Origin of the sequence: Streptomyces sp. NPDC021212 (genome assembly GCF_044332925.1) — a bacterium.
GTDB lineage: Bacteria > Actinomycetota > Actinomycetes > Streptomycetales > Streptomycetaceae > Streptomyces.
Window position 1 is genome coordinate 102,366 of record NZ_JBIRPZ010000004.1, and the last position, 17,991, is coordinate 120,356.

The following is a 17,991-nucleotide window of genomic DNA, read 5'->3' on the forward strand; positions in this document are numbered from 1 at the left end:
ACGAGACGCAGCCGCTTCGGCACCACTACCGGCGCCGAACCCGTCATGTCTGTATCTCACGACCAGCCAGGCACCGGGTGGACAACTGCTGGTGGCCCGTACCGGGCCCTTGGTCACCCATCGGACGTCATCAGTCCTCGATGAGCACCTCGCTGTGGACGCCGATGTCTGCCAGGACCGGTGTCGCTTGGAGTGCGCCGATGTCCTCTACGGAACCCGCCCGCGTCCGGCCGCTGAGGCAGCACGCTGGCTCGCCGACGTCAGGTCCTCCAGGTCGGGCTGCCGCCTCGCCGCCGTGCCGCTCACCGGTGGCGGCTGGGCGGCGGGTGGCGGCACGGATCCGGAGGTTGTGGCTCTTCTCTGCCGGGTGCCGTCGCAGCACTGGCTCTTCGTTTCCTGCCTGCACGCGTGGCTGGTGGCAGGTTTCCCGCTGAGCGAGATCGTGGCGGACTCTCCACAGGTCAGGCCCCAGCCGACGACTCCCTCAGCCGACGTGCGTCGATGGGGCTCGTGACCTCGAAAAGGACGAGTGCCTGGGCTCGCAGGTCCGCGGCGGTCGCCGTCTCCCCGCGTTCCCAGGCGCTGTCACCGAGCATTTCGAGGGCGCGGGCCCGCCAGTGGGCGGCCCCGGAGGAGGCGAAGACGGCAAGCGCCTCTTCCATCAAGGCAGTTCCCGCCGGGTGATCGCCGGAGCGCGCACGGGCGCGCCCCAGAAAGACGAGGGCACGCGCCGCGTCATGCGGGTCGTTCACGGCCAGCAGGCCGACGCGCGCCTGGCCGAAGTACTCGATGGCACGGTCCAGTTCGTCTTCGGCGAGCGCGATCTCACCGAGGACGATCCTCGCGAGGGCCACTCCGCGCGGGTAGCCGCACGCCTCCCAGACGGCGATGGCCTGGTCCAGGTACGGCACGGCGTCCGCCGCCCGCCCTTCCTCGCGGTGGCAGGTTCCGATGCCCAGGAGCGCCTGGCCCTCGTCACGCACGTCGCCCGCGTCTCGCGCCGCTCGGAGGGACTGTGCGTACCACTCGGCCGCGTCGCCGAGGCGGCGCGCGGCGCTCAGTCCGATCGCCCCGGAGTTGAGCATCTGACGCTCCGCTTCCGCGTTCCCGTCTCTCCGGGCCGCCGCCAGACCGATCTGGTGGGCCTCGATCCACAGCTCGTAGTAGCGCAACCGGAGGAAGAGCGGCCACATCGCGTCGGTGAGCTGCCATGCCGTCGCGTTCCACTCGCGCTCGGCGGCGGCTCTCAGCACGGCCATCAGGTTCATGCGTTGGGCGTCCAGCCAGGCGAGCGCGCTCGGGTCGTCGGTGAACGGCACGGGCAGACCTGAAGGGGCTTGGGTCCTCGCGAGGGTGAATTGCGCCGGTGTGAGCCGCTTCTCGGCCTCGGTCGCGGTCTCCAGATACCAGTCACAGACGCGCCGCAGTGCCTCGTCACGGGCCTGCGCGGTCTCCTCGGCGGCCGCTCGGCCGTGTGCGTGGACCTGTACGAGGTCGTGGAACCGGCAGGTGTCCGGGCCGATGTCCTCCAGCAGGTTGGCTTCGACCAGCTCGTCGAGTCGTGCCTCCGCCCACACCAGGGACTCGCCGCAGGCCGCGGCGGCGGTCCGGGCGTCGACCGTACGAACCGGCAGCGGCCCGAGTCTGCGGTACAGGAGCGCGGTGCCCTCGCTCAGTACGGCGTACGACGCGTCCAGTGCCTTGCTCACCGTGGCCTCCCCCTCTACTTCCAGCGCTGCCAGCCGTTCCGTATCCCGTGTGAGGGCGTCGGCCAGTGCCTTCACCGGCTGCCTCGGCCGCGACGCCAGCCGGGCGGACGCGAGACAGACGGCGAGCGGCAGCCCGGCGCACAGCGCCACGACCTGACGGGCCGCGTGCGGTTCGGTCGCGACGCGGTCCTCGCCGATCGCACGGCTGAACAGTTCGGCCCCGGCGTCCGGCCCCAATGCCTCCACCTGGCGGAAGGCCGCTCCGTCCATCCGGAGCCCGGTCAGCCGGCGGCGGCTGGTCACGACCGTGAGGCCGCCCGGATCGGCGCGCAGCAGCGGGCGTACCTGCGCGGCCGTGAAGGCGTTGTCCAGCACCACCGCGATGCGGGTGTCAGCGGTCCAGGACCTCCACAGCGACGTCTTTTCGGCCAGATCGAGGGGTACGGTTCCGGCGCCGAGCGCCCGCAGGAACTGGTCCAGGATGTCGCCCGGGCTCGCCGGTCCTTCCGCCGAATGCCCCCGCAGGTCGGCATAGAGCTGGCCGTCGGGGAATTCGGAGCCGAGCGAGCGCAGCCACTTGCACACCAGCGTGGTCTTGCCGATCCCGGCAGGGCCGCTGACCACGATCAGCCTCCTCGACGCCCCCTCCCGCCCGCCTCCGGTGAACGCCTCCTCCAGGGCCGCGACGTCATCGCACCGGTCGGTGAAATGGGCCGGTACCGGCAGGAGCTGACGAGGCGAGGGCGGAGCGGGGGACGCGTCGGTGTGCACATGGATGCCGCCATGCACGTCCCGCGCCTGGATCGTGGGTCCGTGGAGCCGCGCGTCACCGCTGATCGTGTTTCTATGGGGGCCCTCCGACGCCTCGCCCATCTGTCCACCCACCCCCGAGCTTTCGGCCGCCGCCTCCACAGATCAGTCCGCTCCTACCCTGAACGGGGCCCCGGCGATGCGCCGGGTCACGGACCGTGTCGCGATTCGGCCAGCGCAACAGGGACCCATGGTGACTTTCCCCACACCGTGTCATGCTCACTGGGACAGACCGACCAGCGGGAGGGGCGCTGGTGGACTTCCATGTACTGGGGCCCGTGGGGATTCAGCTGGATGGAGAGCGGCTGGAGCTGGGGTCCGACAAGGAACGCACGGTACTGGCCGCTCTGGTATTGGATATCGGCCGTCCCGTCTCCATGGAGGCGCTGATCGGCCGGCTCTGGGACGGCGAGCCGCCACCGCGCGCCCGGGAGAACACCCACACGTACATCTCCCGCGTGCGCAAGCGTCTCCGTCTGGCCGGTACGAGTCCCGAGGCCCCGCGGATCACGAGCCGGGCCCACACCTATGTACTCGAGGCCGACCCCGCCACGGTCGACCTGCACCACTTCCAGCGCCTGGCAGATCTCGCCGGGACGCTCGCGACGAGCGGTGACGACGAGCGCATCGTGGACCTCCTCGCCCGCGCGGACCGTCTCTGGCAGGGCGAGGCCCTGGCCGGTCTCCCCGGTATGTGGGCCGAGACCGTACGCAGGGCCTTGACCGAACGGCGCCTCCACACCACGGTTTCCCGGATCGCCGCCACCTTCCGCCTCGGCCGCTTCGCGGACTCCGTCGGGGAGTTGTCGGTCCTGGTCCGCCAGCACCCGGAAGACGAGACGCTGGCAGGCCAGTTGATGCTGGCCTATTACGGCAGCGGGAGGTACACGGACGCCCTGCGGGTTCACCAGCAGGCCCGACAACGGCTGATGGCCGAATTCGGCTCACGCCCGGGTGCCGAGCTGAACCGGATACACCGCGGTGTCCTCGACCGGATACCGGTGGACAGCCTCGTCCGGGGCGCCGAAGCGAACGCCCCCGCCGCACCCGCTTCCGCACCGCCCGCGCCCGCCCCGTCTCCCCCACGGAACCTTCCCTACCAGCCGCCGCTCGTCGGCAGGCGCTCCGAACTCGACGCCCTGATCGCGTGCGTGGACACGGCATCGGGAGAGGGGCGGGTCCTGACGCTGGAGACCGTCAGCGGGATGGCGGGAGTCGGGAAGACGGCGGTTGCCCTGGCCACCGCTCGCCTCCTCGCGCCGCAGTTCCCGGACGGTCAGGTGTTCCTGGATCTGCGCGCCCACGCACCGACCCAGGAACCGCTGAGCCCAAGCGCCGCTCTCGCCACTCTCCTGCGCCAGTTCGGCGTCCCCGCCGAGACGATCGCCGTCCGGCTGGACGAGCTGATCGCCCAGTGGCGGACCACCCTCGCCGAGCGCCGTGCGCTCATCGTGCTGGACGACGCGGCCGGACCCGACCAGGTGTCACCGCTGCTCCCCGGCAGCTCCTCGTCCCTGACCATCATCACCAGCCGCCGCAATCTGACCGGGCTCCCCCATGCGCTGCCGGTCCCCCTCGACGTACTGCCGACGGAGGACGCGGTCGCCCTCTTCCGTAACTTCGCGGGCGAGGAACGGACGCAGGACCTCGCGGAGACCGCCCGGATCGTGCGCCTCTGCGGGCATGTGCCGCTCGCCATCGAGCTGGTGGCCAACCGGTTCCGTTCCCGGCCCTCGTGGACGCTCACCACACTAGGCGAGCGGCTGATGCGCGGTACGGGACCGCTCGCCGAGATCCGTAACGCCGATGAGGAGATGGTGCGCGCCTTCGACCTCTCCTATCGGGCGCTCGACCAGGCGCAGCGCAGGACGTTTCGCACCCTGGGCCTGCATCCGGGACCCGACTTCACGGCCGAGGCGGCCGCGGTCCTCCTCGATCTGCCTCTCGACAAGACCGAACGCCTCATCGAGGACCTCTTGGAATGCCACCTCCTGCGCGAACCGGCTCCGAACCGGTACCGGTATCACGATCTGCTGGGCGAGTACGCGGTCATGCTCGCCCACTCGGAAGACACCTGCCAGGAGCGCGCGCAGGCGCTGGAACGGCTCATCACCTTCTACCGGCTGAGCGCGGAGCAGGCCGACCGGCTGGCGTATCCGCGCCGGGTCCGCCTCGACGGACACCACGCCGACCAGCGGCCTTCCGCTCTCCCGTCGCTACGGAACACCGACGAGGCCCGCGCCTGGTTCGCCGCTGAACGCGGCAATCTCCTGGCCGCCGAGCGGCACGCCCGCCACCACGGCTCGCCGCGGAGCGCGGCCGGGATCGCCCACGCCCTCGCCGGTTTCCTCGATGCCGAATGTCACTGGCAGGACGCCTCCGACATCCTTCAACACGCGGCCGACCACTGGTCCCGGACAGGTGACCGCAGTGCCCTGTGTCATGCCCTGCTCTGTCTCAGCTCGATCCACGCGAGCACCGGCCGCTATCCGCAGGCGGCCCGGACCGGCGAGCAGGCGCTGGACATCGCGCGGACGACGGGCGACCGGGGGGCGGAGGTGGAAAGCTACCGCGTCCTGGGGGTGCTGCACTGGCATCTGGGGGAGAACCAGAAGGCGGTGACCCTCCACCAGAAGGCACTGGCGATCAGCACGACGGCGGGCAACGTCTGGGACCAGGCGAGGTGCCGCAACAACATCGCCATCTCCCTGCTCGCCCTGGGGGACATGGATCGCGCGCTGGAACATTTCCAGAGAGCGATATCCGGATTCCGCTCCGAGGGCGATCAGTGGGGCCTCGTCAGAACGCTCAACAACCTGGGAGACCTGTACGCCCACAAAGGGGATCTGGCACAAGCGAAGCAGACCTTCGAGCAATTACTCCCGCTGACGGAGTCCACCGGGAATCTGTACGCGTACGCGATGGTGCGCACCAATCTGGGCAGCATCCTCACCGAATCCGGGGAACCCAATGGCGCGCTGACACTCCACCGGGCGGCATTGAAAGACTTCTGCTCCCTGGGAGACAGGAAGAGCCAGGCGACAGCATACAACGGGCTGGGAGAAGCACAGCACAAGAACGGATCTCTTGAGGAATCCATCGAAAGCCACACGAAGGCCCTCGACATCGCCCGCGACATCGGAACAGCTCAGGAGATTACCCGGGCACTGCGCGGATTGGGAAGAGCCGAACTCACCGGAGGCCGGCTCGACTCCGCCGCCGAGCACCTGGGCGCGGCCATCGTCGCCGCGCACACGGTCAACGCGCCGGACGAGGAGGCCAGGGCGCGGAGCGTCCTGGCCGAGGCACGGCTGGCGAGCGGCGACGCCGGGGCGGCCCGGGAACTCCTCCGGCAGGCGCTCAGCGTCTTGCGTTCGCTGGACGAGCGGGAGGCGGACAGAATAAGCAAGCGCTTGACCGAGATCGACCAAAGTGCGACTGATTTTAAAACCAGCGAGTAACTACCCTGTCCACGGGCGCGCAATTTTTCGAACAATCGATCAGCATTCGTACGTCAGTCCACATTTGGCGAGATTCGTTCGCATGGGCTAATCTCATCGCTCAAACGATCATGAGTCGAAAGGGTTAGCGGAATTCGTGAAACGACGCATCTCCCATGTCCTTTTTGTCACCGCAGCCGTAACGTTTCTCTGCACGGCTACGGCATCCGCGGCCTGCATGCCCACATTGACCAAGAAACCTGCCGCGCCTTCTTCCGGGCACCCCCGCACGTAGCGCCGCTCCCGGCACGGCCATGAGTCGGTGATTCCCCGGGGTGGACACATGAGCCCGCCCCGGGCCCCCGCCACCCGCGGGATCGGCCTGAGACGTTCTCTCTGCCACCGATGAGTTTGTGCGGTGGCCGCGGTCTGAGAGGAGGAAGGGTTCACCGCACTCGCGTGGAGGGCATCATGCGGAAGATCATTGCCAGCCTGTTCATCTCGCTCGACGGGGTCGTGGAGGCGCCCGACCAGTGGCACTTCCCCTACTTCAACGACGAGATGGGCGCCGCCGTCGATGCGACGTTCAGCGCGGCCGACACCCTCCTCCTGGGGCGCAAGACCTACGACAGCTTCGCCGGGGCGTGGCCGGAGCGGGAGGCGGCCGGGGGTGAGGACGCCGGCTTCGCGAAGAAGCTCGGCGACGCCCGCAAGATCGTCGTGTCGCGCCAGGATCTGTCGTTCACCTGGCGGAACTCCGAGCAGCTCAAGGGCGGGCTGGTGGATGCCGTCACCGCGCTGAAGGGAGAACCGGGCGGGGACATCGCGATGAGCGGCTCGGTCTCGGTCGTCCGGGAGCTGCTGGCGCACGGACTGCTGGACGAGTTGCACTTGCTGGTGCATCCGACTGCCCTGCGCAAGGGCATGCGGCTGTTCGACGAGGGCGAGAGCGCGGTCCCGCTGAGGCTGCTCTCGTCCACGACGTTCAGCACCGGGGTGCTGAACCTGGTCTACGCCCTGGCCGAGGCGACCGGCGATGCCACCTATGAGGATGCCAAGACTCACCTGCCCCAGAACGAGGAGTAGCCGGGTTCCGGTCCCGGAGGGCTCGGATTCGGCCGCATATGTCCGGGGTCGGTGTCGACCGTACCCCTGCCCGGTGAACCTTCACCCGAGACGGTATCGACCGGGCAAGGGGGAGGACGTATGGGCAAGCAGGCGAAGTGCGGGTCCGAACTCGGTGGCTGACGAGGACGGAACTCACAGGCGTACGGGCAGCCGCAGCAGGTGGAAGCCGTCGCCCGGCCAGTGGCCGAACTCCAGCGCGTCGCGGTCCACGGCGAGCCGCAGGTCGTTCCGGCGGACGAAGAGCCGGTCGAGGACGACGCCGGTGACGAGGCGGCCGAGCGCGGCGCCGATGCAGTAGTGGGCCCCGTGCCCGAAGGCGAGGTGTCCGTCCCCGCGCCCGAACTCCCGCCCCACGTCGAGCCGTTCGGCGCCGTCGCCGAACTCCTCCGGGTCGTGGTCGGCGGCAAGCAGGGCGACCGTCACCGTCTCGCCCTTGCGCAGCGCGGTGCCCGCGAAGTCGAAGTCCTCGGTGGCGTAGAGGGAGGCGCCGATGCGGACGATGGAGACGTACCGGAGGAGTTCGGGGACGGCGCGCGGGAGCAGGTCGGGGGCGGCGTGCAGCCGGGCGGCCTGCTCGGGGTGGTGGAGCAGGGCGAGGACGGCGTGGGCCAGGAAGAGCGCGGGCGGGGTGATCCCGGTGTTGATGAGCAGGAAGACGATGCCGATCAGGTCGTCCTCGGTGAGCGGGTCCTCGTCGTCGCGTGCGCCCTGGAGGAGGGCGGAGATCAGGTCCTCGGTGGGCTGGGCCCGGCGGCGGGCGATGAGTTCCTTGGCGTACTCGACGAGCGCGACGAGTGCCTCGCCCGCCCGGCTGCCGTCGCCGAAGGCGAAGTCCCGCATCCAGGTGCACACCTGGTCGCGGTCGCCCTCCTCGACACCGATCAGCTCGCAGATCACGTGGGTTGCCAGGGGGTAGGCGAAGGCGCCCAGAAGGTCCGTACCGCCCTGCTCCCCGGCCTCGGCGATCAGACCGTCCGCGGTCCGCTCGACGAAGGCGCGCAGGGCCGCGATGCGGCGGGCGGTGAACGCGCGGGTCAGCGGGGCACGGCGGCGGGCGTGCTCCTCGCCGTCGAAGAGGGCGAGGTGTCCGGCGAAGTACTTCACGTACTCGGCGGGAAGTCCGGCGGATGCCGCCTCCAGCAACTCGTCCTGCGCGTCGGGCCCTTCGGCCGCTTCGGCTCCGCCCGGGATCCGGGTGCGGTCGCGGATCAACCGCGGCTCGGTGAGGGCGGCCTTGACGTCGGCGTACCGGGTGACGAGCCGGACGGGGGTCGTGAGGCCGGGGAGGACGACGTGCGGGAGTTCGTCGCGGGTACGGAGGCTGGCGTAGCCGCGTACGGGGTCCTCGACCTGCTCGGGGGTGAGGTGGACGGCGTTGGCGGACATGGTGGCGTTCTCGGGCATCGTGGTCTCGTTTCAGGTGAGGTGCAGTGGGCCGGGCGGGGATTCAGCGGGGGCGGTCAGCGAGGGTCGCGCCATCGTCCAGGTCGGGGGTGTGCACGGTCAGGGCCTCGGGCGTCACGGCGGGCCCGCCACCGGGGGCCCGGTACGCGGCGGCGAGGACGGCGGGTGCGATGCCCGCCGTCGCTCCGTCGTCTCGTTGGGTCATGCCGTAGAGAGTGCGGGCGGCCGGCTTCAGCGTGGCTTCAGTCCGGTCGCGGCGCCTGAAACCCGTTGCCGCGCAGGCTGTGCGTTCACCATCGACGCCGCCCGCGCGCCGAAGTCAGCAACGCCAGGCCGGCGGTGGCCGCCGGGTACGTCGTCGTGGAGCCGGGCGCCCGCGGCCGGACCCTCGTCGACGCGGACGGCACGTACTACGGCGCGGCGTCGGCCGCCATCGTGGACCTGAAGGCCGCGGTGCGGTACGTACGCTTCAACAAGGGCCGCATACCGGGGAACACCGCCCGGACCGTCTCCTCCGGAACCAGCGCCGGAGGCGCCCTGTCCGCCCTGCTCGGGGCGTCCGGCGACAGCCCCCTGTACGACGCCCACCGCAGGGAACTGGGCGCGGCCCCCGCGAGCGACGCCATCTTCGCCGGCGGGACGCGCGGACTTCATGACGTGGATCGGCCGGGTGACGGGCCACACCGCCGGGTGACAAAGTGAGCTGACGAAACGGAACCGCCGGGGATAGGTTGCCCCCGTGACCGACAACCGAAAGGGCCATGCCGCGTAGGCGCCCTTCAGCCCTGCGGGGCGACATCCCGATACGTTTCCGTTTCCACCCCCGACGGCGGTTTCCCCACATCGACCGCCTCTCGGGTTCCTGCGCGGCCGACCTGTGCCGTCTGGAACGCAGGCGCTTCCGGCCCGGGGCCGTCGACGAGGCGTTCTGGCAGTGGAAGGCGCTGGCGAACCGCCCCCTGCGACGAGGGGTGGACCCGTTCTCCGGGTGCGGCATCCGCGGATGCTGCGGGGACGCCGAGCACTTCCGCGAGCTCCTCGAAACCGTGATCCACGCACTGCCCAAGAAGAGCGCACGCGAGCTGCGCGCGCTCGTGTGGTCCCTCGACGCCAGAATCGTGGCGCGGCTCGGCATCCTTCACGTCGACGCCCCGGACCGCCTGTGGTGGCGTGGGCTCATGGTGGGGTACGGATAGCCATCACCCGCCCCGCCGGGGATCGAACAGCGGGGTCCAGGGGCGGATGGCGGCGATGTCCACACCGGGGGTGCGGTAGCGGCTGCGCGCGCTGTGGGCCGCTTCGGCGCGGCGCACCTGCCCGGCCGGGCAGGTGCTGGCCGCCGCGGGCGAACCGGCCGCGTATCTCCCCTTGCTGCTGCGGGGATCGGTCGGGTCGTCCGGTTCGGCCAGTGGTCCGGTCCGTGCGCCCTCGCCAAGATCGCCGTGCTCGACGGCCGGGGCACACCGCTACGTTCACGGCTCACGCCGTGCACCGTCCGCCGGTTGCGCCACGACCGCTTCCTGGCGCTGGTCGACGACGCCGCTCCGGACGCGGCCCCGGTGCGCGGTCATGTCCTGCGCGTCCTCGCCGGTCAGGCCCGGCGGCAGCAGGAGCGGTTCATGGCCACCGCCACCGGGTCCGCCGAGGCGCGGCCGGCGGCCTGGCTGCTGGAGGAGGCCGCGACGGCGGAAGGGGGCCGGGTCCTGCCGCCGGGTACCCAGCAGGACCCGGGGGACCTGCTGGGCGTCACCCGGGTCACGGTCATCCGCACCCTCGCCCGGCTGCGCCGCGACGGCCTGATCGAGGTGCGGGCGGGAACGGTGACGGTGCTCGCCCCGGAGCTGCTGGGGCGCCGCGCCGCGGGCTGACCCGCCCGGACCTCCGGCAGGGGCTCAGGTCCGGCGGGCGGCGTGGACCGGGCCGGCGGCCGAGCTGGGCCGGTACGGGGCGGTGCCCGCGTACGTGGCGCGGAAGCCGTGGTGGCGCAGGTCGTCGTAGCGGGTCCGCGAACCGGTGCGGAGGGTGGCGTCGCAGCGCGCCCTGCCCCGGGAGTTCGTCACCGCGTCGCACAGTTTGTGGGCGCCGGTGTTGTCGGTGAACCCGATCGTCTGCCCGGGCAGCGGGGTGCCGTCGGTGGTGGTCAGAGTGACGGCCAGCCCCTTGACCCGCAGGGACGCGGGCGAGGTGTGCCGTTCCACCGTCGCCACGCTCGCCTTGAGGTGGGTGGCCGCGGGGCGGGACGGCGTGACGGCCAGCCCGACCGGGCTGCTCAGCCCGGCGATGGGCACGGTGGTCTGTTCGCCGCCGTCCGCGGGGACCTCCACCACCCGGTCGTTGCCGAAGTCGGCGATGAACAGGTTGCCGTACGTGTCGACCGCCAGCCCCTGCGGGGTGTTCAGGCCGACCGCGGGGACGGTTCGCTGCGGGCCGCCGCCCGGGGGCAGCTTCACCACGCGGTCGTTGCCCGAGTCGGCGACGTAGAGGTTCCCGGCCCGGTCGAACGCGAGCCCGGTGGGCTCGGACAGCCCCGTCGTGGGGAGGGTGCGCTGCGGCCCGCCGTCCGCGGGGACCACCACGACGCGGTCGTTGACGAAGTCGGCGATGTAGAGGTTGCCGCGGGCGTCGAGCGCCAGGCCGTCCGGGTGGGTGAGGCCGGTGGTGGGGACGGTGGTCTGGTCGGTGCCGTCGGTGGCGATCTCCACCACCCGGTCGTTGAAGCTGTCGGCGATGAACAGGTCGTCGTCGCCTTCGTCATCTTCGTCATAGGTGTCGACGGCCAGCCCGATCGGGCGGGAGAGGTCGGTGGCGGGGACCGTGTCCTGGCCGCTGCCGTCCGCGGCCACCGTCACCACCCGGTTGTTGCCGGTGTCGGAGACGAAGAGGTTGCCCGCGGCGTCGAGGGCGAGGCCGGTGGGGCGGGTGAGGCCGCTGGTGGGCACGGTGGTCTGGCCGCTGCCGTCGGTGGCGACCTTCAGCACCGTGTTGTCCGCGTACTCGGAGACGTACAGCTGCGCGACGCGCGGGGCGGACGGCGCGGACGGCGCGGCCGTGGCCATCGCCGTGGACGCGAGACCGGAGACGAGTCCGGCCGCACACAGCGTCAGGATTCCTGCCAGCGCGGTCAGTCGGTGCCGTACGGAGAAGCGGCTCATTCCACACCCACCTGTGGTTTCTGGACGGTCGGCCCATTGCCGTGGACCCGACACTAGGAACCCGCCACCCGCCCCGGCCCGCGCCACGCCACCGCCGTGCCCGGTTCCACCCGGGTGGCAGGCACCGGAACGGCCGTATCCGAGTGGCGGTGGCAGGGCGGGGGTGTCTACACCCCTATGTCAGTGCCTCCGCGACGGCCGCGCCGGTTTCGCGGGCCGTGAGGTACGGGCGGACGTCGTGGGCCTGGGAGCCGTTGTGGACGAGGAGGTCGGTGATGCGGGGGTCGAAGGCGGGGGCGAGGGACTTGGTGAGGGCCACGGCGTCGGCGCGGTCGGCGATGTTCGTCCAGCGGGTGACGGGGGCGGGCCAGCGGGGATGCGGGGCGGGTGGCGGGAGGAGGCGGTCGAGAACCAGGCGGGGGACGGCGAGCGGGGAGCCGAGGGTGACGAGGTGCAGGCCGGGCCACTCGGCGTGGGCGCAAAGGGTTTCGTAGGCGACGACAGTGCCCAGGGAGTGGGCGACGACGACCTCGGTGTCGGCGGTCACGGTGCGCGCGAGGCGGTCCTGGACGCGGGCGCGGAGGTCGGGTTCGGTGAAGTAGCGGCGGACCTGGCGGGCACTGGCGATCATGAGGCGTTCGCTGAGCCCGGCGAAGAAGGCGGAGTGGCTGAGGGCGTTCAGGGCGCGCTGCACGGCGTACGGGGTACGCAGGCGGGTGGTCGCCTCGGGGCCGGTGACCCGGGGTTCCTGCTGGGCGGCGGCGTGCCACCAGCCGAGCAGGAGGTCGGTTTCCAGGCCCTCCTCGACATCGGAGGCGTCGAGGTCGGGCACGCCGAGGCCGCGGTGGCCCGCGGGGCGGAAGAGGTCGCCGTAGAAGGCCATGGCGACCTCGTGCCGCTCCGGGCGGGGGCCGGAGGCGAGGGCGAGGCCGTCGCACAGGGCGGGGTACCAGTCGGCGAGGAGGGTCTCGGCGCCCTTCACCTGCTGGGCGATGCCGTGGACGAGTACGACGCGGGTCATGGGGTGGTGTGCTCCTCGCCGGTGGGGGTGTCGAGGCCGAGGACGACGGCGCCCATGTGGGTGGCGACGCACAGTTGCCCGCCGCCGACGGCCACATCCCGGATGCTGCTGCCGATGTCGATCTCGGCCGTCCAGGAGGCGGACCGCAGGTCCCAGACGCGGACCAGGCCGAAGCCGTCGGCGGCGACCAGGATCGGTACGCCGTCGATGTCGGCGGCCTCGATGGCCTCGACCCCGGAGGGGAAGGGTTCCAGGTCGATTCCCCGGTCGTGGTGGTCCGTCAGGTCCCAGAAGCGGACTCGTCCGTCGCCCGCGCCCACGACCAGGACGTCCCCGCCCAGGTCGATGAAGTCCACGCAGTGCGCCCCCATGGAGTGGCCGGTGAGCGGTTCCCGGCGGGGTTCTCCGGTGCGCGGGTCCCACAGCCGCACCGTGCCGTCGAGGGAGGCGCTGGCGATGAGGTCCACGCCGTCGGCCCGGCCCACCCGCAGGCCCTGCACGTTCGCCGTGTGCCCGGCCATCGGCGGGCACACGGGCGCCTGGGTGCGCAGGTCCCAGGTGTGCAGGGTGTGCTGCTCGTCGGCCGACACCGCCAGGGGCCTGCCGTCCAGGGCGTACAGGGCGATGTGCACGGCGGCGCCCGGCCGTACGGCGAGTCGGCGGCGGGGCTCCAGGCTCCAGACGTCCCCGCTCTGCCAGTCACCGCGCACCACGGCGGACAGGCCGCCCACCCGGGCGGCGGTCGTGCAGGACGTGTGCACCCCGGACGACACGATGTGGGCGGCGACCTGGCGCCCGTCCCGCGGGTCGTGGGTGCGCACCGTGCCGTCCAGCCCGCCGGTGACCACGACGGTCCTGCCGTCCGTCACCTCGACGACGTTCGCCGAGATCAGGCTGTGGTTGACGCCACACAGCGGCTCCCCGACCGGGCGCGTGGCGGTCAGATCCCAGACGCGCACCTGCCGGGGGAAGGCGGTGATGGCCACCGGGGTGCCGTCCACCACCCCGAGGGCCGGGGCCGGGGGATCCGCCCCGATCCTGGTCATCCCTTCCAGCGGGTCGCCCAGAGGCGTACCCGTCCCCAGGTCCCAGACCCGTGCGGTGTCGTCGTAGCCCATGGTCGCCACCAGAGTCCTGGCGCCGGTCCGGGCCAGGGCGCCCGATACGACGAAGCCGGTGTGGCCGGGCAGCGGGCGGCCGACCGCCGTACGGGTGGTGATGTCGTGCACGTACAGGCCGTTGCTCCCGTCCGAGGACAGCACCACCGGGTGGTCCCCGTGGAACGCGACACCCACCGCCCGCATGGACAGCGTCAGATCCTCGACGTTGAAGTGCGCGGCCGGTCCGGACGGTGCGGCACCGGCGCGGTCCACCCGCCACACGTAAGCGTGGTCGAGCGAGGTGGCGATGGCGATCTCCAGGCCGCGGGCGGTCCCCCGGACCGCCAGGTGGCGGACGCCGCCGATGTGTCCGGCCAGCGGCGGCGCCGCGGGCTCGCCGGAGGCCGCGGACCAGATCCGCACGGTGCCGTCCTCGCCGCCGCTGACCACGACCGGCTGCCCGGCCAGGGCGCCGGTGGCCACGCAGCGCACCACGTTGGTGTGACCGGACAGCGGCGGGCCCAGGGGTTCGCCGCGCAGCGGGTCCCAGAGGCGGACCGTGGTGTCGGAGCCGCCGGTGACCGCGACGGGACGGCCGTCGATCCGCTCCAGGGCGACCGCGAGCACCTCGCCCCGGTGGCCCTCCATGGGCCGTCCGACCTGGGCGCGGGTGCGCAGGTCCCACAGGCGGGCGGTGCCGTCCTGGCCTCCGGTGACAGCGAGCGGACGGCCCCGTACGTCGCGGAACGCGACCGCGGACACCTGGCCGGTGTGGCCCTCGGCGGGCTGGTCGGCCGACAGGTCCCAGATGCGGGCGGTGCGGTCGCGGCTGACCGTGACGGCGAGCGGTGTGCCGCCGCCGGTGAGGGCGGCCGCGGTGATGTCCCCGACGTGGCCGCGCAGGGAGTGGCCGACCTGGCGCAGGGTGCGCAGATCCCACAGCCGGGTTTCCCACACGCCCGCGGTCAGTGCCACGGGACGGCCCTCGAACTCGCCGATGACGGCGGAGGCGACACCGCTGCGCTGGAAGTAGCGGTGGGCGGTGACGGGTTCGCCGAGCTGGCGGCGTTCGGCCAGGTCCCACAGGCTGAGCATGCCGGACTTGTCGCCGACGAGGGCCACCGTACGGCCGTCCAGCCGCCCGAGGCAGACGGCGGTGACCGCCTCGGCGGGGCCGATGAGCGGGCTGCCGTCGATCCGGGCGTCGCCGCCGTGCAGGACCTCGCTCAGGTCCCAGACCTGCACGGTCTTGTCCTCGCCGCCGGTCACCGCGACCGGTCTGCCGTCGAGTTCACCCAAGCCGGCGTCGAGCACGGTGCGCTGGTGCACGGCCAGGTCGCGGCCGAGCGGGCGGCGGGCGGCCAGGTCCCAGATCCGGGCCGTGCCGTCCTGGCTGGCCGTCAGGACGACCGGGCGGCCGTCGATGGCGCCGATCTCCATGGCCTCGATGCGGTTGGTGTGCCCGGTCAGCGGCTGCCCGTATTCCTGGCCCGCGGAGAGGTCCCACACCCGCACGGTGCCGTCGACGCCGCCGGTGAGCGCGACCGTGTAGTCCCCCAGGTCGCCGATGGCGACCGCGCTGACCGGGGTGGACACCGTCAGCGGTTCGCCGATCTGCCGCTGGTTGGTGAGGTCCCAGACGCGGACGGTGCGGTCGACGCCGCCGGTCACCGCGATGGGCCGGCCGTCGAGGTCCCCGGTGGCGACGCAGTCGACCGCCTTGGTGTGGCCGCTCAGCAGCCGGTGCGCACCCGTGGCCGACCACCACGCCCAGCGGGCCGTCCACGGCAGGGTCACGCCGAGGCGCCCGATGGCGTCGGCGAGGTCGTCGGCCTGGCAGCGGCGCGCGGACAGCTGGAGGTCGGCCGCCCGGCCGCCGAGCGGGCGGTCCGGGGTGAGCCGGTGCGCTACCTGCTCGTAGGCGGTCCGGACGCGCCGGGGCCCGTCGCCGTCGATCGAGGCGAACGCGCGCAGCAGGCCGAGCGGTTCGCCCGCCAGCAGGAAACCGGGGTCCTCGATGAGCCCGCCGAGCAGGCCCGCCGCCCCCGCGTGGGTGGCCAGGTGCCGGCATACGTACGGGGGCGCCGCGAACCAGTCCGGGCGGCCGTCCGGCCCGGCCGGGACGACCGACACCAGCGCCTCGACCACGGACTTCTGGATCTCGACGGACGGCCGGTCGGCGGTCGCGCGCAGATGCTCGGCGAGCGCCTTGTGGTAGAGCCGGTAGACCGAGCGGCGGTCGTCGTCGATGACCTCCGCGACGTACGCCTCGGCGACGTCCAGCAGCCAGGAGACGTCCTCCTCGGTGCAGTCGGTGCCGGACAGCCGCGAGCTGAGCGTCGTCCACACCTGGCCGCGGGGCAGCCCCTTGCCCTCGGAGAAGGCGAGCGGCAGCAGCATCCGGCGCACCCGGGGCTCGTCCGGGCCGAACCGGGCCAGATAGTCGTCGAACGCCTCGCCGACCTCGCTCGGCAGCCGGTCCGCCCAGCCGGGGTGGGCCACGTCCACGGCGGCCCGGTCGGAACGCAGGGTGCGGGCGGTGGTGCGGGCGTAGAGGTAGACCCCGGCGGCCTTCGTCGCGACGCCCCGGGCGACGGTCGCGGCGAGCGCGGGCCGATCCCGGTAGGGCGTACGGACCTCCGGCTCCTCCATGGCGAGGAGCACCTTGGCGACGTACCCGGCGACGTCCGCCTCCTCGGCCCGGTAGCCGGGGCGGTCCAGGTCGAGGCAGGTGAAGGTGGGGCCGAGCGGCTGGACCAGCTCATGCCGGGTGCCCACCAGGAGCCGTACGCCCTGGATCTCCGACATGGGGCGCAGCAGTTCGCGGGTGATGCGGCGCGGTTCGCCGTGGCCGCCCGCGTCGGCGGCGGTGTCGGAGCCCGCCTCGTCCACGGCGTCCACGACGACCACGACCGGCGGGCCCTGACGGCCGCGCCGGGTCAGCTCCTGGAGCAGCGCGGCCGTACCGTCCGCGGGCGTGCCGAGCGCGGTCGCCATCCGCTCGACGACCTCCTCCAGCCGCTTGTGGCGCGCGTGCACCGCGGCCGTGACGCAGCCCTCGGGTACCACGGTCGCCGGATCGGCGCCCGTCAGGTCGAACTTCGCCCGGTACGCGGGGTCCGACGGCGCCACGATCCGGCCGAGGACCGCGGACTTGCCGCAGCCGGGGCTTCCGGTGACGACGCGGCCCTTGCCGTCGCCGTGTTCGGCGGTCAGCCAGGCGACGAGTTCGGTCAGCACCCGCTCCCGGCCGCTGAAGTACAGGCCCTGCTCGGACTCGAACTCGACACCGCGGGCGCGGGGGCCGAAGTGCTCGGTGAGGTCGCGTTCGGCGACCCGGCGCTGCACTTCGAGGTCGGTGCCCAGCGGCGGCAGCTCATCGCGGTAGCGGTCGTTGGGCAGGAACGGCGCCAGGCCCGTGACCAGGCCGCCGGCCAGTTCGGCGCGCTGGCCGCGGCCGGCGCCGTCGAAGCACTCGTTGACCGCCTTCACCAGCTCGGTGAGGTCCAGGTACTGCTGCCGCTGCCCGGTACGTTCCCTGGTGACCTCCACGGACGAGCCGAGCGCCGCCACGAACGCGCCGTCCTCGGCGAGATCCTTGCGGCGGGCCGACGCCAGGAACCACAGCCCGGCGGAGGCCGCGGTGCCGCCGTGCCGGTACGCGATCGACTGGAGCGCCAGCCCGGCGGCGTCCGCGCTGCCCGCGCCGCCGCCGCAGGTGTCCAGCACGATCAGCAGATGGCGCAGCTCGCCCCGGCACAGGATGCGTACCAGGTCCTCGGTGGCCAGGGCGGTGGTGGCCGGGTCGTCGTCCTGCGAATCCCAGCACAGCAGATAGTGCCGGTCCCGGTCGTGGACGAGGCCGTGCCCGGCGAAGTAGACGACCACCACGTCGTCCGGGGTGAGCCGGGTGTCGGCCGACCAGTGGCGCAATTTCTGCCGGATCTGCTCGGCGCCGTCGTAGCCGCCGAGCCCCGGCAGGACGGCCTCGTAGCCGAACCCCTCGAACAGCCCGGTCATCGCGGCGACATCCCCGGGCACTCGGGGCAGCTGTTCCTCCTCCGGCAGATGGCGGTACCGCCCGCTGCCCAGCGCTATGAAGAATCGCCGCCCCACCTGCAGCCCCACCGCCGCTTCCCCCACTGCCGTCGCGTTCCGGCCTGCGTCCTGCCGTGCCTCGCAAGAACCGTAGCCGGATGATCGCAACCCGTGTCCGGAAGCGCAACG

General features: G+C 72.4%; 10 protein-coding genes and 1 pseudogene. 5 read left to right on the forward strand and 6 right to left on the reverse strand.

What is annotated here, in order from left to right:
• Nucleotides 1-461: 461 nt before the first annotated feature.
• Complete coding sequence (locus ACH4SI_RS11865) at nucleotides 462-2,582, reverse strand: ATP-binding protein (RefSeq protein WP_398295425.1); 2,121 nt, start codon at nucleotides 2,580-2,582, stop codon at nucleotides 462-464.
• A 215-nt stretch (nucleotides 2,583-2,797) separates the two neighbouring features.
• On the opposite strand from ACH4SI_RS11865, the gene ACH4SI_RS11870 reads away from it, so the two are divergent.
• The gene (locus tag ACH4SI_RS11870; protein WP_398295427.1) at nucleotides 2,798-5,980 is read left to right on the forward strand and encodes a tetratricopeptide repeat protein; all 3,183 of its coding nucleotides are present in this window, start codon (nucleotides 2,798-2,800) and stop codon (nucleotides 5,978-5,980) included.
• A gap of 450 nt (nucleotides 5,981-6,430) precedes the next feature.
• Nucleotides 6,431-7,045 carry a dihydrofolate reductase family protein gene (locus tag ACH4SI_RS11875; protein ID WP_398295429.1) on the forward strand — a complete coding sequence of 205 codons (615 nt, stop codon included), beginning with the start codon at nucleotides 6,431-6,433 and terminating at the stop codon, nucleotides 7,043-7,045.
• A gap of 174 nt (nucleotides 7,046-7,219) precedes the next feature.
• Here the strand turns inward: ACH4SI_RS11875 and ACH4SI_RS11880 are convergent, their stop codons facing one another.
• Entirely contained in the window at nucleotides 7,220-8,491 is a 1,272-nt protein-coding gene (locus ACH4SI_RS11880) for a cytochrome P450 (RefSeq protein WP_398295432.1), read from the reverse strand.
• Between the two features lie 43 nt (nucleotides 8,492-8,534).
• Nucleotides 8,535-8,696 carry a hypothetical protein gene (locus ACH4SI_RS11885; RefSeq protein WP_398295434.1) on the reverse strand — a complete coding sequence of 54 codons (162 nt, stop codon included), beginning with the start codon at nucleotides 8,694-8,696 and terminating at the stop codon, nucleotides 8,535-8,537.
• A 116-nt stretch (nucleotides 8,697-8,812) separates the two neighbouring features.
• On the opposite strand from ACH4SI_RS11885, the pseudogene ACH4SI_RS11890 reads away from it, so the two are divergent.
• The 3 genes and pseudogenes from ACH4SI_RS11890 to ACH4SI_RS11900 form a co-directional block, all read left to right on the forward strand.
• Nucleotides 8,813-9,130: pseudogene (locus tag ACH4SI_RS11890) on the forward strand (Tat pathway signal sequence domain protein); the annotation flags it as partial.
• A gap of 122 nt (nucleotides 9,131-9,252) precedes the next feature.
• On the forward strand, nucleotides 9,253-9,687 hold the full coding sequence (locus tag ACH4SI_RS11895) for a hypothetical protein (RefSeq protein WP_398295436.1): 435 nt from the start codon (nucleotides 9,253-9,255) through the stop codon (nucleotides 9,685-9,687).
• A gap of 306 nt (nucleotides 9,688-9,993) precedes the next feature.
• Nucleotides 9,994-10,359, forward strand: coding sequence for a Crp/Fnr family transcriptional regulator (locus ACH4SI_RS11900; protein WP_398295438.1), 366 nt, complete (start codon nucleotides 9,994-9,996; stop codon nucleotides 10,357-10,359).
• Between the two features lie 24 nt (nucleotides 10,360-10,383).
• On the opposite strand, the gene ACH4SI_RS11905 is transcribed toward ACH4SI_RS11900, so the two are convergent.
• The 3 genes from ACH4SI_RS11905 to ACH4SI_RS11915 form a co-directional block, all read right to left on the reverse strand.
• Nucleotides 10,384-11,643: a hypothetical protein gene (locus ACH4SI_RS11905; RefSeq protein WP_398295440.1), complete on the reverse strand. Its 1,260-nt coding sequence runs from the start codon at nucleotides 11,641-11,643 to the stop codon at nucleotides 10,384-10,386.
• A gap of 175 nt (nucleotides 11,644-11,818) precedes the next feature.
• A complete protein-coding gene (locus tag ACH4SI_RS11910; RefSeq protein WP_398295442.1) occupies nucleotides 11,819-12,664 on the reverse strand; it encodes a hypothetical protein in 846 nt (281 codons plus the stop codon).
• Nucleotides 12,661-17,892 (reverse strand): caspase family protein, encoded by a 5,232-nt coding sequence (locus ACH4SI_RS11915; protein WP_398295444.1) that lies wholly within the window; start codon nucleotides 17,890-17,892, stop codon nucleotides 12,661-12,663. Before ACH4SI_RS11915 ends, ACH4SI_RS11910 begins: the two co-directional genes overlap by 4 nt.
• Nucleotides 17,893-17,991: the final 99 nt, after the last annotated feature.